The sequence below is a fragment of the Escherichia sp. E4930 genome (genome assembly GCF_005845405.1).
GTDB lineage: Bacteria > Pseudomonadota > Gammaproteobacteria > Enterobacterales > Enterobacteriaceae > Escherichia.
Window position 1 is genome coordinate 40,831 of the sequence record NZ_VCDZ01000004.1, and the last position, 21,551, is coordinate 62,381.

The window sequence follows — 21,551 nt, forward strand, 5'->3', positions numbered from 1 at the left end:
TCAAATGCATCTTATAAAAAATAGCCCTGCACTGTAAATGGTTCTTTTGGTGTTTTTCATCAAGAATGTGATGAAGTGAAAAATTTGCATCACAAACCTGAAAAGAAATCCGTTTCCGGTTGCAGGCCCTTTATTCTCCAAAGCCTTGCACAGCTTGGAGGTAATCGTTTGCGTAAATTCCTTTGTCAAGACCTGTTATCGCACAATGATTCGGTTATACTGTTCGCCGTTGTCCATCAGGACCGCCAAAATTAGGCGAAAAAATTTTATTGTTAGCTGAGTCAGGAGATGCGGATGTTAAAGCGTGAAATGAACATTGCCGATTATGATGCCGAACTGTGGCAGGCTATGGAGCAGGAAAAAGTACGTCAGGAAGAGCACATCGAACTGATCGCCTCCGAAAACTACACCAGCCCGCGCGTAATGCAGGCGCAGGGTTCTCAGCTGACCAACAAATATGCTGAAGGTTATCCGGGCAAGCGCTACTACGGCGGTTGCGAGTATGTTGATATCGTTGAACAACTGGCGATCGATCGTGCGAAAGAGCTGTTCGGCGCTGACTACGCTAACGTCCAGCCGCACTCCGGCTCCCAGGCTAACTTTGCGGTCTACACCGCGCTGCTGGAACCAGGTGATACCGTTCTGGGTATGAACCTGGCGCATGGCGGTCACCTGACTCACGGTTCTCCGGTTAACTTCTCCGGTAAACTGTACAACATCGTTCCTTACGGTATCGATTCAACTGGCCACATCGACTACGCAGATCTGGAAAAACAAGCCAAAGAACACAAGCCGAAAATGATCATCGGTGGTTTCTCTGCATATTCCGGCGTGGTGGACTGGGCGAAAATGCGTGAAATCGCTGACAGCATCGGTGCTTACCTGTTCGTTGATATGGCGCACGTTGCGGGCCTGGTTGCCGCTGGCGTCTATCCAAACCCGGTTCCTCATGCTCACGTAGTGACTACTACCACTCACAAAACCCTGGCGGGTCCGCGCGGCGGCCTGATCCTGGCAAAAGGCGGTAGCGAAGAACTGTACAAAAAACTGAACTCTGCCGTTTTCCCTGGTGGTCAGGGCGGTCCGCTGATGCACGTTATTGCGGGTAAAGCAGTAGCGCTGAAAGAAGCGATGGAGCCTGAGTTCAAAACTTACCAGCAGCAGGTTGCTAAAAACGCTAAAGCGATGGTAGAAGTGTTCCTGGAACGCGGCTACAAAGTGGTTTCCGGCGGTACTGATAACCACCTGTTCCTGGTTGATCTGGTAGATAAAAACCTGACCGGTAAAGAAGCAGACGCCGCTCTGGGTCGTGCTAATATCACCGTGAACAAAAACAGCGTACCGAACGATCCGAAGAGCCCGTTTGTAACTTCTGGTATTCGTGTAGGTACTCCGGCGATTACGCGTCGTGGCTTCAAAGAAGCAGAAGCGAAAGAACTGGCTGGCTGGATGTGTGACGTGCTGGACAGCATCAATGATGAAGCGGTTATCGAGCGCATCAAAGGTAAAGTTCTCGACATCTGCGCACGTTACCCGGTTTACGCGTAAGCGAAACGGTGATTTGCTGACAACGTGCTCGTTGTTCATACCGGATGCGGCGTGAACGCCTTATCCGGCCTACAAAAATTTGCAAATTCAATATATTGCAATATCCGTGTAGGCCTGATAAGCGTAGCGCATCAGGCAATCTTACGTTTGTGATCGTCAAGGCTTCCTTCGGGAAGCCTTGTTACGTTATCGCGCCGTCAAATCTGTCGTAACTGCGCCTCAACATACAAATAGCCAATCCCCAGCACCTGTTGTGCGCGGCTTAATTGCCCGAAGCCAATTTGCGTCGCTTTCACGCTCGGTCCTTCGTCGCGGTCGAACGGGTTAAATCCTGTCTGGCGAATAATGGTATTAAGCCAGTTCTCACCAAAGGCACAACTGCGACCATACAGCCAAATCTGATTAATATTGAGGATGTTGAGGAAGTTATACAGACTCAAACCAATGGCGTTGGCACTGCGGTCAACCCAGCTGGTGACCCACGGTTCTCCACTCTGCCAGGCAGCGATTAATTGCGCGGTAGTCAGTTTTTCTGGATCAAGTTGAGTATTGCCAGGTTGTGATTTTAACCATACTCGCGCCTGTTTTTTTAATGCGCTTAACGAGGCGACGGTTTCCAGGCAGCCATAACGTCCACAGTCGCAGGCAACGCCATCGGGATTAACAATGGTGTGACCAATCTGCCCGCTACCATACAAACTACCGCGATAAATTTGCTCGTTAATCACGAACGACGAGCCAATGCCGTAATCAACGTTGATCACGCAGAAATCCCGTCCCTGCGAATTATTTTGCCATTTCTCTGCCAGTGCCAGCATCACACAGTCATTATCAACCATCACCCGAATACCGAGCTTTTCTTCCAGCAGATACTTCACCTCAACTGGCGTTGTCCACGGCGCTTGCGGCATGGTTTGCGATACGCCAGTCACCGGATCAACCTGCCCGTGGATTGCCAGCGCCAGATTGATGGTGCGGCCCGGCCACAGTTTGCGATGACGATGCCAGCATTTTTCGATTTCGGACAGCAGTGCCTGCGGTGTCGGTGCATCAATCTGAAAATATTCAAATTCGCCTTTCGGACTTAAACAAGCGTTAGCGACCTGGCACTCAATGCTGGTGGGCGTCACGTTCAGGCATAGCGTCCAGTCACCTTCCGGCGCAATCAGCCATGTGCCGCTGCTATGCCCGCGCGTCTGGCTTTCATCGTCGATATTCACCACCCGCTTTTCGTTTTCCAGTTCCTGCAAAATATTACTGACCGCCGGAATTGAAATTTGCGCCAGCCGGGCCAGCGTCGACTTGTTGGCGCGCTTTTGCCGGTACAGCAGTTCCAGAATCACGCATTTGTTATGGTGGCGGATCTGTTGATTGTTAATGCAGGCTCTCATCTTCACTAAACCTTGTTTAGTTAATTGCGTGATTATTCCGCGAAAACATTGCCAGATTGTTCAATACACTGCCACAAATCTTTTAATTCAGTATGTCTTGTTAATATTGAGGGCACCATGACTCCAGTAAAAGTGTGGCAAGAGCGCGTTGAGATCCCGACCTATGAAACCGGTCCGCAGGATATACATCCCATGTTCCTGGAAAATCGCGTTTATCAGGGATCGTCCGGCGCGGTTTATCCCTATGGCGTGACCGATACGCTGAGCGAGCAGAAAACCCTGAAATCCTGGCAGGCGGTGTGGCTGGAAAACGACTACATCAAAGTGATGATCCTGCCGGAACTGGGCGGTCGTGTGCATCGAGCGTGGGATAAAGTGAAACAGCGCGATTTTGTCTATCACAATGAAGTCATTAAGCCGGCGTTGGTGGGGCTGCTGGGGCCGTGGATTTCGGGCGGGATTGAGTTTAACTGGCCACAACACCATCGCCCGACCACCTTTATGCCCGTTGATTTCACCCTCGAAGCCCATGACGACGGCGCACAGACGGTGTGGGTCGGTGAAACGGAGCCGATGCACGGTTTACAGGTGATGACTGGTTTCACACTGCGCCCTGACCGGGCGGCGCTGGAGATCGCCAGCCGCGTCTATAACGGCAACGCCACGCCGCGTCATTTCTTGTGGTGGGCCAACCCGGCAGTGAAAGGGGGTGAAGGGCATCAGAGCGTTTTCCCGCCGGATGTGACTGCGGTGTTTGATCACGGCAAACGGGCCGTCTCCGCTTTCCCCATCGCCACCGGCACTTACTACAAAGTGGACTACTCCGCTGGAGTGGACATTTCTCGCTATAAAAATGTGCCTGTTCCAACCTCATATATGGCCGAAAAATCGCAGTATGATTTTGTCGGCGCGTGGTGTCACGATGAAGATGGCGGTTTGCTACACGTTGCCAACCACCATATCGCGCCAGGTAAAAAACAGTGGAGCTGGGGACACAGTGAATTCGGCCAGGCGTGGGACAAGAGTCTGACCGACAATAACGGCCCGTATATCGAGCTGATGACCGGCATTTTTGCCGATAACCAGCCCGATTTTACCTGGCTTGATGCTTACGAAGAGAAGCGGTTCGAGCAGTATTTCCTGCCTTATCATTCTCTGGGCATGGTGCAAAATGCCTCCCGCGATGCGGTGATAAAACTCCAGCGTAGCGAGCGGGGGATTGAGTGGGGGCTGTATGCCATCTCCCCGTTGAAAGGATACCGTCTGTCGATCCGCGAAATCGGCAAATGCAACGCGTTACTCGATGATGCCGTGACCCTGATGCCAGCGACCGCCATCCAGGGCGTGTTGCACGGTATCAATCCTGACAGACTGACCATTGAACTCTCCGATGCCGACGGCAATATCGTACTGAGTTATCAGGAACATCAGCCGCAAGAGTTGCCGTTGCCGGACGTCGCCAAAGCGCCACTGGCAGCACAAGACATTACCAGTACAGATGAAGCCTGGTTTATCGGTCAGCATCTGGAGCAATATCATCACGCCAGCCGTTCACCGTTCGATTACTACCTGCGCGGCGTGGCGCTGGACCCGCTGGATTATCGCTGTAACCTGGCGCTGGCGATGCTGGAATATAACCGCGCAGATTTCCCGCAAGCGGTGGCGTATGCCAGTCAGGCGCTGAAACGCGCACATGCACTGAACAAAAACCCGCAGTGTGGACAGGCCAGTTTGATTCGCGCCAGTGCTTACGAACGTCAGGGACAATATCAACAAGCCGAAGAGGATTTCTGGCGGGCGGTATGGAGCGGGAACAGTAAAGCGGGTGGATATTATGGTCTGGCACGCCTGGCGGCGCGTAATGGTAACTTCGACGCTGGTCTGGATTTTTGCCAACAAAGTCTTCGCGCCTGCCCAACCAACCAGGAAGTGCTTTGCCTGCATAACCTGCTGCTGGTGTTAAGTGGTCGTCAGGACAACGCGCGTTTGCAGCGCGAGAAACTGCTGCGTGATTATCCGCTGAACGCCACTCTGTGGTGGCTGAACTGGTTCGATGGTCGTAGCGAATCAGCCCTCGCGCAGTGGCGCGGTCTGTGTCAGGGACGCGACGTTAACGCCCTGATGACCGCCGGGCAATTGATTAACTGGGGCATGCCCGCCCTGGCGGCAGAGATGCTGAACGCACTGGACTGTCAGCGCACGCTGCCACTTTACCTGCAAGCCAGCTTGCTGCCGAAAGCCGAACGCGGCGAACTGGTCGCAAAAGCCATTGATGTCTTCCCGCAGTTTGTCCGTTTCCCGAATACGCTGGAAGAAGTGGCGGCGCTGGAGAGTATTGAAGAGTGCTGGTTTGCCCGTCATTTACTGGCCTGCTTCTACTACAACAAGCGTAGCTACAACAAAGCCATTACTTTATGGCAGCGTTGCGTAGAGATGTCACCGGAGTTTGCCGACGGCTGGCGCGGGTTGGCGATCCATGCGTGGAATAAGCAACACGATTATGAGCTGGCCGCGCGCTATCTTGATAATGCTTATCAGCTTGCGCCGCAGGATGCACGTCTGCTTTTCGAACGGGATTTGCTGGATAAGTTAAGCGGAGCCACACCGGAGAAACGACTGGCGCGTCTGGAAAATAATCTGGAAATTGCGCTGAAACGCGACGATATGACCGCAGAACTGCTCAATTTGTGGCATCTCACAGGTCAGGCCGACAAAGCGGCGGACATTCTCGCTACGCGCAAATTCCACCCGTGGGAAGGCGGGGAAGGGAAGGTCACCAGTCAGTTTATCCTTAACCAATTGTTACGCGCCTGGCAGCATCTTGATGCCAGACAGCCGCAGCAGGCCAGCGAACTGCTTCATGCCGCGCTGCATTATCCGGAGAATTTAAGCGAAGGCCGTTTACCGGGGCAAACTGACAACGACATCTGGTTCTGGCAGGCGATATGCGCCAAAGCTCAGGGCGATGAAACTGAAGCGACGCGTTGTTTACGTCTGGCGGCGACCGGCGATCGTACCATTAACATCCACAGTTATTACAACGATCAGCCGGTTGATTATCTCTTCTGGCAAGGAATGGCGCTGCGACTGCTGGGCGAACAACAAACCGCACAGCAACTGTTTAGTGAAATGAAACAGTGGGCGCAAGAGATGGCGAAAACCAGTATCGAAGCGGATTTCTTTGCCGTCTCGCAACCTGACTTGTTGTCGCTGTATGGCGATTTACAACAGCAGCATAAAGAAAAATGCCTGATGGTGGCGATGCTGGCGGCCGCTGGACTAGGGGAGATTGCGCAATACGAATCTGCTCGCGCTGAATTGACTGCGATTAATCCGGCCTGGCCGAAAGCGGCATTATTCACCACCGTGATGCCTTTTATTTTTAACCGCGTTCACTAAACCCTATTAACTGTAATATTTGAGCGGCACGCGCTGCCGCTCACGCTCAAATAATTAAAATAAGCCGTTGTAAATAAAAACCCTACAGGAGGCACTATGCCTAAAAGAATGAGAACAACCCGTAATCTATTATTAATGGCTACGCTATTAGGTAGCACGCTATTTGCCAACGCTGCGGATAAAGAAATGACCATTGGCGCAATATACCTTGATACCCAGGGATATTACGCTGGAGTGCGTCAGGGTGTTCAGGATGCGGCAAAAGATTCTTCAGTACAGGTACAGTTAATTGAAACTAACGCCCAGGGCGATATTTCGAAAGAAAGTACTTTTGTAGATACCCTCGTGGCGCGTAATGTCGATGCCATTATTTTATCGGCAGTGTCTGAAAATGGTAGTAGCCGTACCGTTCGTCGCGCCAGTGAAGCGGGTATTCCGGTGATTTGCTACAACACCTGTATTAATCAAAAGGGTGTCGATAAATATGTCTCGGCGTATCTGGTGGGCGATCCGCTGGAATTTGGTAAAAAACTGGGTAACGCTGCCGCCGATTATTTTATTGCCAACAAAATTGACCAACCGAAAATTGCCGTCATCAATTGCGAAGCCTTTGAAGTTTGTGTGCAACGACGTAAAGGGTTTGAAGAAGTATTAAAAGCCCGCGTTCCCGGCGCGCAAATTGTCGCTAATCAGGAAGGGACTGTTTTAGATAAAGCGATTTCTGTCGGTGAAAAACTGATTATCTCCACGCCAGATCTCAACGCCATTATGGGTGAATCGGGCGGAGCGACACTTGGTGCGGTAAAAGCAGTACGCAATCAAAATCAGGCCGGAAAAATTGCCGTTTTCGGTTCGGACATGACCACTGAAATTGCTCAGGAGCTGGAAAACAACCAGGTGCTGAAAGCGGTAGTGGATATTTCCGGTAAGAAAATGGGCAATGCTGTTTTCGCGCAAACATTGAAGATTATCAATAAACAAGCCGACGGTGAAAAAGTGATTCAGGTGCCAATCGATCTCTATACCAAAACTGAAGACGGTAAACAGTGGCTGGCAACGCACGTTGATGGTCTGCCCTAATAGCTGATTCGCAGAGGTCCCTATGTTCACGGCAACAGAGGCAGTCCCGGTAGCAAAAGTGGTGGCAGGAAATAAGCGTTACCCCGGCGTCGTTGCGCTGGATAACGTTAACTTCACGCTCAATAAAGGCGAAGTTCGCGCGCTGTTAGGCAAAAACGGTGCGGGAAAATCGACCCTCATTCGAATGCTTACCGGTAGCGAACGTCCGGATAGCGGTGATATCTGGATTGGCGAGACGCGACTGGAAGGCGACGAAGCTACGCTGACTCGCCGTGCCGCTGAACTGGGGGTACGCGCGGTTTATCAGGAATTAAGTCTGGTGGAAGGGCTGACGGTGGCAGAAAACCTCTGCCTTGGTCAATGGCCTCGCCGCAACGGCATGATTGATTACCCGCAAATGGCTCAGGATGCCCAACGTTGCTTACAGGCGCTGGGCGTTGACGTTAGCCCTGAACAACTTGTTTCAACGCTAAGCCCGGCGCAAAAGCAACTGGTGGAAATTGCGCGGGTGATGAAGGGCGAGCCGCGCGTGGTCATCCTTGATGAACCCACCAGCTCGCTTGCCAGTGCGGAAGTTGAACTGGTGATCAGCGCCGTGAAAAAAATGTCGGCACTGGGCGTGGCGGTGATTTACGTCAGCCACAGGATGGAGGAAATCCGCCGTATCGCTTCCTGTGCCACCGTCATGCGCGACGGGCAGGTGGCGGGCGATGTGATGCTCGAAAACACCTCAACTCGCCATATTGTGTCGTTGATGCTCGGGCGCGATCACGTTGATATTGCACCGGTTGCAGCTCAGGAGATTGCGGACCAGACCGTACTGGAAGTTCGCGCGTTACGCCACAGACCAAAACTTACAGAGATCAGTTTTTCCCTGCGTCGTGGCGAAGTGCTCGGCATTGCTGGCCTGCTGGGGGCAGGGCGCAGTGAATTGCTGAAAGCGATAGTTGGGCTGGAAGCGTATGAACAGGGCGAAATTGTTATCAACGGCGAGAAAATCACGCGCCCTGATTACGGCGACATGCTGAAACGCGGCATTGGCTATACGCCAGAAAACCGCAAAGAAGCGGGGATCATTCCTTGGCTGGGCGTTGACGAAAATACAGTGCTGACCAATCGGCAAAAAATCAGCGCCAACGGTGTGCTGCAATGGTCCACCATCCGCCGCCTGACCGAAGAAGTGATGCAGCGGATGACGGTCAAGGCTGCCAGTAGCGAAACACCCATCGGCACGCTTTCTGGCGGCAATCAGCAAAAAGTGGTGATCGGTCGTTGGGTCTATGCCGCCAGCCAGATTTTGTTGCTCGACGAGCCAACGCGCGGCGTCGATATCGAAGCCAAACAGCAGATTTACCGCATTGTCCGCGAGCTGGCTGCCGAAGGAAAAAGCGTGGTGTTTATCTCCAGTGAAGTGGAGGAGTTACCGCTGGTGTGCGACCGCATTCTGTTGTTACAGCACGGTACGTTCTCGCAGGAGTTTCACTCTCCAGTCAATGTGGATGAGCTGATGTCCGCCATTCTGTCTGTGCACTGATGAATTTTACCGAGGAACCTGAAGATGTCTGCTTCGTCATTACCATTGCCGCAGGGCAAGAGCGTCTCGCTCAAACAATTTGTCAGTCGCCATATTAATGAGATCGGTTTGCTGGTGGTGATTGCCATTTTGTATCTGGTCTTCTCCCTGAACGCGCCTGGCTTTATCTCATTGAATAACCAAATGAACGTGCTGCGCGATGCCGCCACCATCGGGATCGCCGCCTGGGCGATGACGCTGATTATTATCTCCGGTGAAATTGATGTCAGCGTTGGGCCGATGGTGGCTTTTGTCTCGGTGTGCCTGGCATTTTTGCTGCAATTTGAAGTTCCGCTGGCGATTGCTTGTCTGCTGGTGTTGCTGTTAGGCGCGCTGATGGGAACGCTGGCCGGAGTGCTGCGCGGTGTGTTTAACGTACCAAGTTTCGTTGCCACGCTGGGGCTGTGGAGCGCCCTGCGCGGAATGGGGCTGTTTATGACTAACGCCCTGCCAGTGCCGATTGACGAAAACGAGGTACTGGACTGGCTGGGTGGACAATTTCTCGGAGTGCCGGTATCCGCGCTGATCATGATGGTGTTGTTTGCGCTTTTTGTGTTCATCAGTCGTAAAACCGCTTTCGGGCGCTCGGTTTTTGCTGTTGGCGGTAATGCTACGGCGGCGCAGTTGTGCGGTATTAACGTTCGTCGGGTACGCATTCTTATCTTTACCCTTTCGGGATTATTAGCGGCGGTGACCGGCATTTTATTGGCGGCGCGCCTCGGTTCCGGTAACGCAGGTGCGGCAAACGGTCTGGAGTTTGATGTCATCGCCGCGGTCGTGGTCGGCGGTACGGCACTTTCCGGCGGTCGCGGTTCCCTGTTCGGTACATTGCTTGGTGTGCTGGTGATTACGCTAATCGGTAACGGTCTGGTATTGCTCGGGATTAACTCCTTTTTCCAGCAGGTGGTACGCGGCGTCATCATCGTGGTGGCGGTGCTGGCGAATATCTTGCTGACCCAGCGAAGCAGTAAAGCGAAACGCTAAACCTTAACGCCCCTGGCGCGGGTGCGGCAGGGATGAAAATTAATCGTATTGTTAATGAGGGATTTATGAAAACGATGCTGGCAGCTTATTTACCAGGAAATTCGACCGTCGATCTGCGGGAAGTTGCGGTGCCGACGCCGGGGATTAACCAGGTACTGATCAAAATGAAATCCTCCGGGATTTGCGGAAGCGATGTCCACTATATCTACCATCAACACCGCGCCACGGCGGCGGCGCCCGATAAACCGTTATACCAGGGCTTTATCAACGGTCATGAGCCGTGCGGGCAAATTGTGGCGATGGGGCAAGGCTGTCGCCATTTTAAAGAGGGTGATCGCGTTCTGGTGTATCACATTTCTGGCTGTGGTTTTTGCCCGAACTGCCGCCGCGGCTTTCCTATCTCTTGTACTGGCAAAGGAAAAGCGGCTTACGGCTGGCAGCGTGACGGCGGTCATGCCGAATATCTGCTGGCGGAAGAAAAAGATCTGATCCTCCTGCCGGATGCGCTGAGCTACGAAGATGGTGCGTTTATCAGTTGCGGCGTTGGCACGGCCTATGAAGGGATTTTGCGCGGCGAAGTTTCCGGCAGCGATAACGTGCTGGTGGTCGGTCTGGGGCCGGTCGGCATGATGGCGATGATGCTGGCGAAAGGTCGCGGTGCAAAACGGATCATCGGCGTTGATATGCTGCCGGAACGTCTGGCGATGGCAAAACAGTTAGGAGTGATGGATCACGGGTATTTAGCGACCACCGAAGGTCTGCCGCAGATAATCGCCGAACTTACCCACGGTGGCGCGGATGTTGCGCTCGATTGTTCCGGTAATGCTGCAGGTCGCTTGCTGGCACTGCAATCCACTGCTGACTGGGGACGGGTGGTTTACATCGGAGAAACCGGAAAAGTGGAGTTCGAGGTTAGCGCCGATCTGATGCACCATCAACGGCGGATTATCGGCTCCTGGGTGACCAGTTTGTTCCATATGGAAAAATGCGCCCACGATTTGACTGACTGGAAACTGTGGCCGCGTAACGCCATTACCCATCGCTTCACGCTGGAACAGGCAGGTGATGCCTATGCGCTGATGGCGAGCGGCAAATGCGGGAAAGTTGTGATTAATTTCCCGGATTAAGGAGTTAGCGGATGACTATCTATACCTTATCTCACGGGCCGCTAAAGCTGGACGTTTCTGACCAGGGCGGCGTAATCGAAGGCTTCTGGCGCGATACGACGCCGCTCTTACGTCCTGGTAAAAAAAGCGGTGTGGCAACCGATGCCTCTTGTTTTCCGCTGGTGCCGTTTGCAAACCGGGTGAGCGGTAACCGTTTTGTCTGGCAGGGGCGTGAGTATCAACTGCAACCGAATGTTGAGTGGGATACGCACTATCTACACGGCGATGGCTGGCTGGGGCAGTGGCAATGTGTCTCGCGCAGTGATGATAGCTTGTGTCTGGTGTATGAACATCGCAGCGGTATTTATCATTATCGGGTAAGCCAGGCGTTTCATTTAACGGCGGATACGCTGACGGTGACGCTCGCTGTCACCAATCAAGGGGCAGAGACGCTGCCATTTGGTACCGGCTGGCATCCTTATTTTCCGTTGTCGCCGCAAACGCGGATTCAGGCACAGGCGAATGGTTACTGGCTGGAGCGGGAGCAGTGGCTGGCGGGTGAGTTTTGCGAGCAGCTACCGCAAGAATTGGATTTTAACCAGCTCGCGCCATTGCCGCGCCAGTGGGTGAACAATGGTTTTGCCGGATGGAATGGTCAGGCCCGCATCGAGCAGCCGCAGGAGGGTTACGCCGTCATCATGGAAACGACGCCGCCTGCGCCGTGCTATTTCATCTTTGTCTCCGATCCCGCGTTTGATAAAGGGTATGCGTTTGATTTCTTCTGTCTGGAGCCGATGAGCCATGCGCCGGATGACCATCATCGCCCGGAAGGGGGTGACCTCATTGCGCTTGCGCCGGGGGAATCAACAACCTCTGAGATGTCGTTTCGGGTAGAGTGGCTGTAATTTATAAAATGCCGGATAAGGCGTTCACGCCGCATCCGGCATCTTTCCTAACGCCGATCGAGAGAAATTGCCCCCGGCCCGGTAATTGCCAGCAGCAGGAATGCGCCAGCAATGCTGATATTCTTCCAGAAGTTAATCATATTTGGCCCAACCGCATCGCCAGTCATATCCCAGTAATGATGACCAATCACCGCCGTTCCCAGCGTGTAGAAAATAAACAGCACCGCCAGCGGACGGGTGAAAAAGCCAAGTATGATTAATATCGCGGCGGGTACTTCCATAATCACCGCAATAACTGCCGCCAGCATCGGCATCGGTGCGCCCAGCGAGGCCATATATTGTACCGTTCCGTCAAAGCCCATCATTTTGGGAAAACCAAAAATAATGAAAATTAAGATGACGGCGATACGGGCAATTAATAACAAAACGGGGCGGGCAGCACCAAAATCAAAATAACGTAGTGAGTTCATAACCAATCCCTTTGCAAGATAATGTGATTTAAACGTAATACACACTCTTGCACCTCGCCACGCCCCAGGCGTTGAGATATTCGCTAATTATCCTGGTTACAGTGATTTAAGGGCGATGTTCTCATCTGTCAGCCGTTTCGCATCAAACGTTTTACCGCTCTGGATCCATTTGCGGATTGGGCGAATCTCACGTCCCTGATTCAGCGTTACCGCGCCGATAAGCACACCGCTTTGCAGATTAAACCAAATCGCTTTCTGGGCTTCCGGGTTGCCACGACAAATCCAGTCATCGCCACGCATATTGCCAATAAACTGTAAGTTATCACTGTACTGATCGCTCCAGAACCACGGTGGCGGCAGTCGCGGAAGCGGTAGCCCTAACATTGCGGCTGCGGCAATTTGCGCCTGGTTATTGGCGTTTTCCCAGCTTTCGCAGCGGTGCAGCAGACCATTATCAAGACGAGTGATTGCCACATCGCCACCGGCAAAGATCGCGGGATCGCTGGTGCGGCAAGCCTCGTCAATGACAATACCATTTACCGTATCAAGGTTGGCCTCACGTGCCAGGCGGTCGTTGGCGCTGATACCAATACCGTAAATCACTACATCGGCCTGAAGCGTTTCGCCGCTTTGCAACGTCAGCTCTACTTTCTCACCATCGACCACATGCTCAATGGCATTGTTGAGCAAGACGCGCACACCAGCCTGCTGATGGCGCTGCAAAAGATAGCGTTGCACGGGCGGCGGCGCATTGCGGCCCATGACGGTTGCTGCCAGTTCAATCACTGTCACCTTACAACCGCGCTGCGTGGCGCTGGCAGCCAGTTCCAGACCAATAGTTCCGGCACCGACAATCACTACTGACCGTTCAGCTTGTAGTGCTTCCCGTAGTCTGGCGGCATCACCGGCATGGCGCAGGGTAAAGCAGCGTTCTCCCAGTGCATCAAGTAACGGCAGTGGCCGGGCTGCCGCGCCCGTTGCTATAAAAAGCTGATCCCAGTGCCAGCTTTCGCCGTTGGCTAACACTAACTGCCGTGTGTCGCGGCCCAATGTTTTGATGGTTACGCCAGAATGCAGATGAACGTTGTTTTCCTGCCACCAGATAGCGGGTAACACGGGCTGCAAGTGCGGGGAATCCTCCAGTAACATGGTTTTCGAGAGCGGTGGTCGTTCATAAGGAAGATGTTGCTCATCGGAAAACAGGTGCAGCTCACCAGTGAATCCTTGCTGGCGTAGCGAGGCCGCAAACATTGCCGCCGCTTGCCCGCCACCGACAATAATGATCGTTTTTTCTTTCATCGTGCTTCCTTAAAGATCCAGCCCAGCCGCTACGTGGCGAATGCCGCGAATCGCTAAACCGGCATCAGCGTTGATCATCACCCCGCTTAATGCGCGATTATTGCGCCGCGATGCAAACATCACATACGGACCCGTAAAATCCGCCGGTTGCGGGAAAAATTGCAGCGGTAAAATGGCGGCAATTTTCTCCGGCGTCAGAGACTGCATTATCGAGGTTTCACTTTGCCCGAGCGCCTGTGGGCCGCGCAGGTCGCTGGCCATACCACACGGGCCGACGCCATTCACCCGCACTTTCGGTGCCAGTTCATAAGCCAGTTGGCGAATAAGTCCGGTTGCGGCATGTTTACTGGCGGTGTACAGCGGGCCACCGCCGCCGGGATACCAGGCCGCATTTGACAGTGTGAAAACAATGCTGCCTTCACTGGTGATTAACGCCGGAGCGCAGGCTTTTGCGCCCAGCAGGTAACCGAGAACGTTGACGTTAAACAGCTCGTGGAAGCCGGTTTCGAGCGTCTCTGCGGGAGTATTAACCAGTGAGGCATTGTGATCCCAGATGCCCGCATTGCCGATAAAACAATCCAGCTTACCGGAACGAGTCAGGATCTGATCGACCGCGCGTTGATAATCGGCATAACAGGTCACGTTGCCTTCCACCGCCAGAATATGTTCACCAAATCGCTGACGCAGACTGGCGACTTTTGCTGCCGACAGTTCCAGCGTGGCAACCTGCGCGCCTTCCTCGATAAATCGCTCGACCAGCGCCAGGCCTAATCCCGAGCCGCCGCCGGTAATAAAAATGGATTCGTTGTGCAGATCGCTCATGGCTGCGCCCCCGGTAAGTCGATGAAGATGTCACCACCTTCAACGTGTACTGGATAAGTGGTTAGCGGATCGGTGGCGGGCAGGCATAACGCTTTCCCCGTTTTCAGGCAAAAACTGGCGGCGTGCAGTGGGCATTCCACCGTTGCGTCATCTTCCAGATACCCTTCTGACATCGACGCATTACCATGGCTGCAACGATCGTTAATGGCATAAAACTCGCCGCCAACGTTGAACAGGGCGATGACGGGCGAGGTATCGATCCGGAGAGCCTCACCCTCCGGCACATCCGCAACGGGACACGCATAAATTCGATTCATCAGAACAGTACACTCAGGTTATGGGAGGAGATGACCGCTTGATCCAGGACGATATCCCGTTCCAGCAAGCGCCAGTTCCCGTCTTCCAGACGGCGAACTTTGTCGAAACGCGTTCCAACATAGAACGTTTCATCGCGCTCTTTTTGAGCCCGGTAGAGCAAATAATTCACCCGCACGGCAAATACGTTAGGTATGTCGGTTTCGCTTACCTGGCAGTTGCTGATTAAGTGGCGGGTGCGTGACGGCGGTTCTTCCGCCCAGGCCATGCCCGTTTCCAGACGGGCGATTCGCCGCTCCAGCTGGTCTTTGGTGTCATTAAAAATCCAGGTTGTCGGCGGCTGAACGCCTTTGCGGCGGTCGCGTGTTTGCGCGTTAACCGTGGTGCGCATGGTGTAACGAATCTCTTCGTCGAGCTGTGCCAGCCAGTCACGAAATTTCCAGTCATCCAGTAAGCTAGCTTCGTGAAAGAGAAACTGACTAATACGGTGATGTAACTCCAGCGAAACTAAGGCACTCATTTCATCACCTCCTGCTGGTAAGCGGCGGTTTTATCGAGCACTTCCTGCCAGCTTTCGCTGCTCAGGAGATCGGCCCAGCGTTGGTACATTCCACGTGCGGCCGTTTCTGAGAAGATATAGTTAGTAATGCCTGGAATGCCGTCGTCGCGACGTTTTTCCTGACCGAGCCCCATTTCCAGACACAGTTTGCTGTTGCGGGCGCGGTGACCTTTCAGCAATTTCTGGATTTCACACCAGTTCTCCGAGTCATCCTGCTCGAGAAAACCAGCCGGACCAAAAGCGCGGGTGGCGCTGTTTTCAAAAGCGGCTTTAACTTCATCGGAGGCGGCTTTGTCGGTGATACAGAACGCCCACACTTCTACCTGGTCGGGGCCGCGCGGATGCCAGACGCGGAGCGTGGCAGTGCCGTTGAGCCAGGAAAGTGTCGGGAAGATGTTGTTATGACCTGCCAGGCGCAGGGCGCGGACTTCACCTAAACGTTGTTCTGCCTCGGCGTAGGTTTCGCGGTAATAGCTGGAAACTGCGCCATCAACCCAGACATTAGCATCCGGTTTTTCAGTAAAGAAGAAACCGCTGCCGTGACCGTCCTGACCAAATTGCAGCGCATCTTTGGCGGTTTCCCATACCGGGCGAGCGGTTTGTCCATCGCCGAGGCGTTTATCACTGCCATCATCTTTTGCTCCTAATACCTGAACGGCAGAAGCGTGGCTGAACAGAGCGTGATATTGGTCGCTGGCGAATTGCTCCGCCGGGAATTTCCAGTTGCAGTTGATCACCCATTTCTGTACACCGCCGACAATTTCGGTGCCGCCTTCGCGACGATCCAGCATGCCATCCAGATACCAGGCAATGTCACCAAGGTAATCACGCAGGCCCGGTGCAGTGGTGTCCCAGTTGCCAAAAATCAACCCTTTATAACTTTCTACGCAGGGAACTTCGTTTAATCCCCAGTGGGATTTACACAGACCTTGCGGGTAGGCGCGAGGTTCCAGCGGTACGTCGATCAATTCGCCGTTAATGCCGTAAGACCAGCCGTGATATGGGCAGGTGAAGGCGCGAGTATTGCCGCAATCGGCATAGCTCACGCGCATGGCCCGGTGGCGGCACTGGTTGAGAAACGCCTTAATACTGCCGTCTTTCTGGCGCACCACGACAACCGCATCTTCCCCCATGTAGGTGTTAAAGAAATCACCAGGTTTTGGGATCTGGCTTTCGTGGGCGAGAAATAGCCAGCAACGACCGAAAATGCGCTCAAGCTCCAGTTGGTAAATGTCCGGGTCGGTATAAATACGCGGAGTGACCCGACCATTTTGGGTGTCAATCAGTTGGTAAATGTTCAAATCTGAGGGTGTGGTCATATTTTTTAATCCTGAAAGATAAGATGTATTGACCTTCTATTTTTGTGTCATAAGGATGTTGCAGGTTGGTTGCTAATGTGTGAAATAGTTAATTTCTACCAACTGAGACGTTTTTTCGATAACAAGGGGAAGGTGATGGAACTACGGCATTTACGCTATTTCGTCGCAGTAGCTCAGGCGCTGAACTTCACTCGTGCGGCGGAAAAACTGCATACATCACAACCTTCGTTAAGCAGCCAGATCCGCGATCTCGAAAACTGTGTCGGTGTTCCGTTACTGGTGAGGGATAAGCGCAAAGTCGCGTTGACGGCGGCGGGAGAATGTTTTCTCCAGGACGCGCAGGCGATTCTCGAACAAGCGGAAAATGCCAAACAACGGGCGCGGAAAATTGTTCAGGAAGATAAGCATTTGACTATCGGTTTTGTGCCATCGGCGGAAGTGAATTTACTGCCAAAAGTATTGCCCATGTTCCGACTGAAGCAGCCAGAAACCTTGATTGAGCTGGTGAGTTTAATTACCACGGAACAAGAAGAAAAAATTCGCCGTGGTGAACTGGACGTCGGCTTAATGCGCCATCCTGTTTATAGCCCGGAGATTGATTATCTGGAACTTTTTGACGAACCATTAGTGGTGGTTTTGCCGGTTGATCATCCTTTAGCACAAGAAAAAGAGATTACCGCCGCGCAGCTTAATGGCGTTAATTTCGTCAGTACCGATCCGGCGTATTCCGGCTCGCTTGCACCGATTGTTAAAACCTGGTTTGCGCAAGAAAACAGCCAGCCAAATATTGTGCAGGTGGCAACTAATATTCTGGTGACCATGAATCTGGTGGGGATGGGGTTGGGCGTCACTTTGATACCCGGTTATATGAATAATTTTAATACCGGGCAGGTTGTTTTTCGGCCAATTGCCGGAAATGTGCCTTCCATTGCTTTACTGATGGCGTGGAAGAAAGGGGGGATGAAACCGGCGTTACGTGATTTCATCGCCATTGTGCAGGAACGTTTGGCAAGCGTAACGGCATAATTACGCATTATTTTTGCAAGATACGTCGCAGGTCGCATCTTTTTGTCATTTCCTGATATGCATGACAATCGGCGGGAAGCGGACTCGAATTTTCTTATTTTTCAACTTGCACCAACATTCGATTAACTCCAGACTAACGCCTCCTGACGGGAGGGACTCATGGTTTTGCAATCCACGCGCTGGTTGGCGCTCGGTTATTTCACATACTTTTTTAGCTACGGTATTTTTCTACCTTTCTGGAGCGTCTGGCTTAAGGGAATTGGCTTAACGCCAGAAACCATCGGCCTGTTGTTGGGGGCCGGGCTGGTTGCCCGTTTTCTCGGTAGTTTGATAATTGCGCCTCGCGTCAGCGATCCTTCTCGCCTGATTTCTGCGCTGCGTGTGCTGGCGTTGCTGACGCTACTCTTTGCCATCGCCTTCTGGGCGGGTGCGCATGTGGCGTGGTTGATGGTGGTGATGGTTGGTTTTAACCTCTTTTTCTCACCGCTGGTACCGTTGACCGATGCACTGGCGAATACGTGGCAAAAGCAGTTCCCGCTTGATTACGGCAAAGTGCGACTTTGGGGCTCGGTGGCGTTTGTCATTGGCTCGGCGCTGACGGGCAAACTGGTCACTATGTTTGATTATCGGGTGATCCTCGCGCTGTTGACGTTGGGCGTGGCATCCATGCTGCTCGGCTTTCTTATCCGTCCGACGATTCAGCCACAAGGGGCAAGCCGTCAGCAGGAGAGCACGGGGTGGCCAGCGTGGCTGGCGCTGGTCCGCCAGAACTGGCGTTTTCTGGCCTGCGTTTGTTTATTGCAGGGGGCGCATGCGGCCTATTACGGTTTTAGCGCCATTTACTGGCAGGCAGCTGGCTACTCGGCCTCGGCGGTGGGCTATTTATGGTCGCTGGGCGTGGTGGCGGAAGTCATTATCTTTGCGCTGAGTAATAAGCTTTTCCGCCGTTGTAGCGCCCGTGATATGTTGCTGATCTCGGCAGTATGTGGGGTATTGCGTTGGGGAATTATGGGGGCAACCACTGAGCTACCGTGGTTGATTATGGTGCAAATTTTGCATTGCGGCACCTTTACCGTGTGCCACCTGGCGGCCATGCGCTACATTGCCGCTCGTCAGGGAAGTGAGGTTATCCGCTTGCAGGCAGTTTATTCTGCCGTCGCGATGGGCGGCAGTATCGCCATCATGACCGTCTTCGCCGGTTTCCTGTATCAATATTTGGGGCATGGCGTGTTCTGGGCGATGGCATTGGTGGCGTTTCCGGCAATGTTTTTGCGCCCGAAAGTCGTTCCCTCATGCTGATTCAAGTATTTTGCGGATCTGTTCCTGTTGATGTGCCGTCAGGGTCAGATCCGTATAAATCAGCGGTGGTGAAAAAAGCGGTAGCGGCATGGTATAAGGCGCAATAATAAGCGCGGTGTTGCGCGGCGCGCCAATCTGCAAAAATGTCTTCACAGACATGTGTTTAATATTGAGCGGCAGTATCGTTAGCTCACGCAATTGCAGCTCAATATTCGCTTCTCGTTCGCTGTCATTGCCCGTCAGCAAAATAATCTGTTTTTCGTGAATTTCATTTGCCTGCATCAGCCATGCACCGAAAATCACTGCCACCAGACAACTTTCTTCATCGGAAAGACTGACGTTGTACTCATTTTCAAACCCGACCAGCGCTTCGCGGGTGGTGTGGACGAGCCGTGGATAAAGTCGACGGAACTCTTCCGGTAAAGTGTTATCAATGCCGATAGAAAACAAACAGCGGTTTAACGCCTGGGCGAGGTGAGTATAAAGCTGATAGCACAACCCCTGTTCATCATAGAAATGGACGTTACTCAACTGCCGAAAATGCTGTACCAGACGGTTAATTGACAGGCGCAACTGTTTGCCATGCTGATGGGTGTCTCGCAGTGGATCGGGAACCCGCAACAGGGAAAAAAGCAATGCCATAAATAGTGGCTCATCAGTGGGGACAGGTTGACGCGCCCGCCGTTGCCAGTGGCGGCCAATTTCCTGTGCAACCTGAAATTCAATGCAAGATTCCAACCAGTGACGTTGCAGCGGGTTAAACAGGGGCGAGATTCCGGCATGGTGTTGCAATAAGCAATATTGCAGATACAAACACAGGAAATGAACATCACGCGCGTCAAAGCGTTTTTGCAGCCTTCGCGAGCAGAGATTAACTAACGCCAGTAGATTGGTGTCGTCATAAAAATTACGAGCAATCCCCCGACGCTTTAGCTCCCCCTTTAACGCGGGCGTAAAATGGCTGCTGATAAATGACGGACAAAGGCGAAAAGCGCGTCGTAGCCAATGAAATAAACATAAGCGTTGGTTAAGTATTGTACCTTCAATCCGGTAGCTCCCGTCATATCCAGTTGTAATGGTGAGTTGATGATAGCGCTGGATCTCCCGTCCTGTTTCGCTGATATCGCGACCCACCATTTCATCATCCACACCATTAATCTCGCTGAAAGTTGCCGTGGTGGCGCTCAACCCCGGCTGGAACAGCGTCAGCAATACCTGGCAACGGCGCTGGGGAGCTGAAAGTACAGATGGTGGGGCAAGTGTAGGTATCATCTGTAGATCTCCCATAAGCATAATTTATAAGAATAGCTAAAGTTTGCTTAGGGATACGGTGAATGGAATGCTATTAATCAGAAATGATGACAAACATCACAGAATTTTTATCGATATAAACACTTTTTGGCAGTTTAATGCCATCCCATAAGGTGATTTCTTGCTGTTTTATCTGGTTTCGACCATAAGGTTAATTCTGTGGATTCAATGCGCTAAGGATAAAGTCCACCATCTGCTCGCGATAAACGTCTCCGTGACGATCGGAAAAGGCATCAAGATGTTCGCCATCGGGGATCAAAATCAGGCGTTTTGGCTCTTTCGCCAGGGCAAATAATTTCTCGCTATGCTGCCATGGAATGACATGATCAGCTTTGCCGTGAATCAGTAAAAGCGGGATAGGACTGACGCTGGCGATGTAATTTTCGCCGCTGTAACTCTCATCAAGTAAGTAGCCGCTGCCGGGTATCATCTGGTTGGCGATGGTCGAATAAGAGGCAAATGTGGAGTCGAGGATCACCGCACGTATGCCTTCACGATCACCCTGACCAATAACATCCAGAATATTCGCCCCGCCAATACTCTGCCCGAACAGCACCAGCCGCTTGGGGTTTACATCGCTACGATGGCGTACCACATTAATGGCACTTTGCGTATCGTCCAGTAATCCGGCTTGTGATGGCGTGCCTTTAGATTTACCAAACCCGCGATAATCAAACATAAAAACATTGAAATTATGTTCTGGTAACCAACTGACCAGCGGCCAGTGGGCGGACATATTCCCGGCATTGCCATGAGCATGAATGATGGTTGCGATGGCGTTGTCAGCGGGGCCCGTCGAAGAAGGAATAAACCAGCCTTGCAGACGAGTACCGTCCTTAGCCGTAAATTCGACGGATTCCGCCGACCAGGGGTCGGGACCGTAAATTTTATCGTCAGGATAATAGAAGAAGTTGATGGCAACGCGCGGCACTAGATAAACGCAGAAGGCAACAACAAAGAGAATAAACAGAATTTTGAGAACGCGTTTGTTCACTGGCAGCGCCATAACCTTTCCTTGCGACTTCTTTATCATCCATTAATCGGGGAAAGATGGTGGGAGAGTGACGAAAGAAAGTAAAGCGGTGAGGAAGTATTTCGGAATAGCGCCTGAAAGGCGAGGGCGGGTGAGTGATATCACCCGCCAG

General features: G+C 52.5%; 18 protein-coding genes. 9 read left to right on the forward strand and 9 right to left on the reverse strand.

Annotation, left to right across the window (positions count from 1 at the left end; all coding sequences use genetic code 11):
• Positions 1–294 precede the first annotated feature (294 nt).
• Positions 295–1,548 carry a serine hydroxymethyltransferase gene (gene glyA, locus FFT88_RS07195; protein ID WP_130214655.1) on the forward strand — a complete coding sequence of 418 codons (1,254 nt, stop codon included), beginning with the start codon at positions 295–297 and terminating at the stop codon, positions 1,546–1,548.
• A 197-nt stretch (positions 1,549–1,745) separates the two neighbouring features.
• Here glyA and FFT88_RS07200 read toward each other — a convergent pair whose 3' ends face one another.
• Positions 1,746–2,939, reverse strand: a complete 1,194-nt coding sequence (locus FFT88_RS07200) for an ROK family protein (protein WP_135404515.1) — start codon at positions 2,937–2,939, stop codon at positions 1,746–1,748.
• A 117-nt stretch (positions 2,940–3,056) separates the two neighbouring features.
• On the opposite strand from FFT88_RS07200, the gene FFT88_RS07205 reads away from it, so the two are divergent.
• From FFT88_RS07205 to FFT88_RS07230, 6 genes are all read left to right on the forward strand, one after another.
• Positions 3,057–6,338, forward strand: coding sequence for a DUF5107 domain-containing protein (locus tag FFT88_RS07205; RefSeq protein ID WP_135404516.1), 3,282 nt, complete (start codon positions 3,057–3,059; stop codon positions 6,336–6,338).
• A 96-nt stretch (positions 6,339–6,434) separates the two neighbouring features.
• On the forward strand, positions 6,435–7,418 hold the full coding sequence (locus tag FFT88_RS07210; protein ID WP_135404517.1) for a substrate-binding domain-containing protein: 984 nt from the start codon (positions 6,435–6,437) through the stop codon (positions 7,416–7,418).
• A gap of 22 nt (positions 7,419–7,440) precedes the next feature.
• Positions 7,441–8,952, forward strand: a complete 1,512-nt coding sequence (locus FFT88_RS07215; protein WP_130260412.1) for a sugar ABC transporter ATP-binding protein — start codon at positions 7,441–7,443, stop codon at positions 8,950–8,952.
• Positions 8,953–8,976: 24 nt separating this feature from the next.
• Positions 8,977–9,975, forward strand: coding sequence for an ABC transporter permease (locus FFT88_RS07220; protein WP_001276664.1), 999 nt, complete (start codon positions 8,977–8,979; stop codon positions 9,973–9,975).
• 32 nt (positions 9,976–10,007) lie between these two features.
• Positions 10,008–11,102, forward strand: a complete 1,095-nt coding sequence (locus tag FFT88_RS07225; RefSeq protein WP_000700812.1) for a zinc-binding dehydrogenase — start codon at positions 10,008–10,010, stop codon at positions 11,100–11,102.
• Positions 11,103–11,113: 11 nt separating this feature from the next.
• On the forward strand, positions 11,114–11,986 hold the full coding sequence (locus FFT88_RS07230) for an aldose 1-epimerase (RefSeq protein WP_135404518.1): 873 nt from the start codon (positions 11,114–11,116) through the stop codon (positions 11,984–11,986).
• 47 nt (positions 11,987–12,033) lie between these two features.
• Here FFT88_RS07230 and FFT88_RS07235 read toward each other — a convergent pair whose 3' ends face one another.
• The 6 genes from FFT88_RS07235 to hcaE all read right to left on the reverse strand — a co-directional run bounded on the left by FFT88_RS07235 (position 12,034) and on the right by hcaE (position 16,770).
• Positions 12,034–12,456 (reverse strand): DoxX family protein, encoded by a 423-nt coding sequence (locus tag FFT88_RS07235; RefSeq protein ID WP_001087245.1) that lies wholly within the window; start codon positions 12,454–12,456, stop codon positions 12,034–12,036.
• A 96-nt stretch (positions 12,457–12,552) separates the two neighbouring features.
• Positions 12,553–13,755 carry a phenylpropionate dioxygenase ferredoxin reductase subunit gene (gene hcaD, locus FFT88_RS07240; RefSeq protein WP_135404519.1) on the reverse strand — a complete coding sequence of 401 codons (1,203 nt, stop codon included), beginning with the start codon at positions 13,753–13,755 and terminating at the stop codon, positions 12,553–12,555.
• Between the two features lie 9 nt (positions 13,756–13,764).
• Positions 13,765–14,577, reverse strand: coding sequence for a 3-phenylpropionate-dihydrodiol/cinnamic acid-dihydrodiol dehydrogenase (gene hcaB, locus FFT88_RS07245; protein WP_135404520.1), 813 nt, complete (start codon positions 14,575–14,577; stop codon positions 13,765–13,767).
• Positions 14,574–14,894 carry a bifunctional 3-phenylpropionate/cinnamic acid dioxygenase ferredoxin subunit gene (locus FFT88_RS07250; protein WP_130214639.1) on the reverse strand — a complete coding sequence of 107 codons (321 nt, stop codon included), beginning with the start codon at positions 14,892–14,894 and terminating at the stop codon, positions 14,574–14,576. The genes hcaB and FFT88_RS07250 overlap by 4 nt, the downstream gene beginning before the upstream one ends.
• Positions 14,894–15,412 (reverse strand): 3-phenylpropionate/cinnamic acid dioxygenase subunit beta, encoded by a 519-nt coding sequence (gene hcaF, locus FFT88_RS07255; protein WP_130222044.1) that lies wholly within the window; start codon positions 15,410–15,412, stop codon positions 14,894–14,896. Before hcaF ends, FFT88_RS07250 begins: the two co-directional genes overlap by 1 nt.
• Positions 15,409–16,770, reverse strand: a complete 1,362-nt coding sequence (gene hcaE, locus FFT88_RS07260) for a 3-phenylpropionate/cinnamic acid dioxygenase subunit alpha (protein WP_112027606.1) — start codon at positions 16,768–16,770, stop codon at positions 15,409–15,411. The genes hcaF and hcaE overlap by 4 nt, the downstream gene beginning before the upstream one ends.
• A gap of 135 nt (positions 16,771–16,905) precedes the next feature.
• On the opposite strand from hcaE, the gene hcaR reads away from it, so the two are divergent.
• Together hcaR and FFT88_RS07270 are read left to right on the forward strand one after the other, a co-directional pair.
• Positions 16,906–17,796 carry a DNA-binding transcriptional regulator HcaR gene (hcaR, locus tag FFT88_RS07265; protein WP_130214633.1) on the forward strand — a complete coding sequence of 297 codons (891 nt, stop codon included), beginning with the start codon at positions 16,906–16,908 and terminating at the stop codon, positions 17,794–17,796.
• A gap of 159 nt (positions 17,797–17,955) precedes the next feature.
• Positions 17,956–19,095, forward strand: coding sequence for a 3-phenylpropionate MFS transporter (locus FFT88_RS07270; RefSeq protein WP_135404521.1), 1,140 nt, complete (start codon positions 17,956–17,958; stop codon positions 19,093–19,095).
• Here FFT88_RS07270 and csiE read toward each other — a convergent pair.
• Together csiE and FFT88_RS07280 are read right to left on the reverse strand one after the other, a co-directional pair.
• Positions 19,087–20,367: a stationary phase inducible protein CsiE gene (gene csiE, locus FFT88_RS07275; protein ID WP_130214629.1), complete on the reverse strand. Its 1,281-nt coding sequence runs from the start codon at positions 20,365–20,367 to the stop codon at positions 19,087–19,089. The genes FFT88_RS07270 and csiE overlap by 9 nt on opposite strands.
• Positions 20,368–20,557: 190 nt before the next feature.
• Complete coding sequence (locus tag FFT88_RS07280; RefSeq protein WP_135404522.1) at positions 20,558–21,412, reverse strand: alpha/beta hydrolase; 855 nt, start codon at positions 21,410–21,412, stop codon at positions 20,558–20,560.
• Between the last annotated feature and the right edge of the window lie 139 nt (positions 21,413–21,551).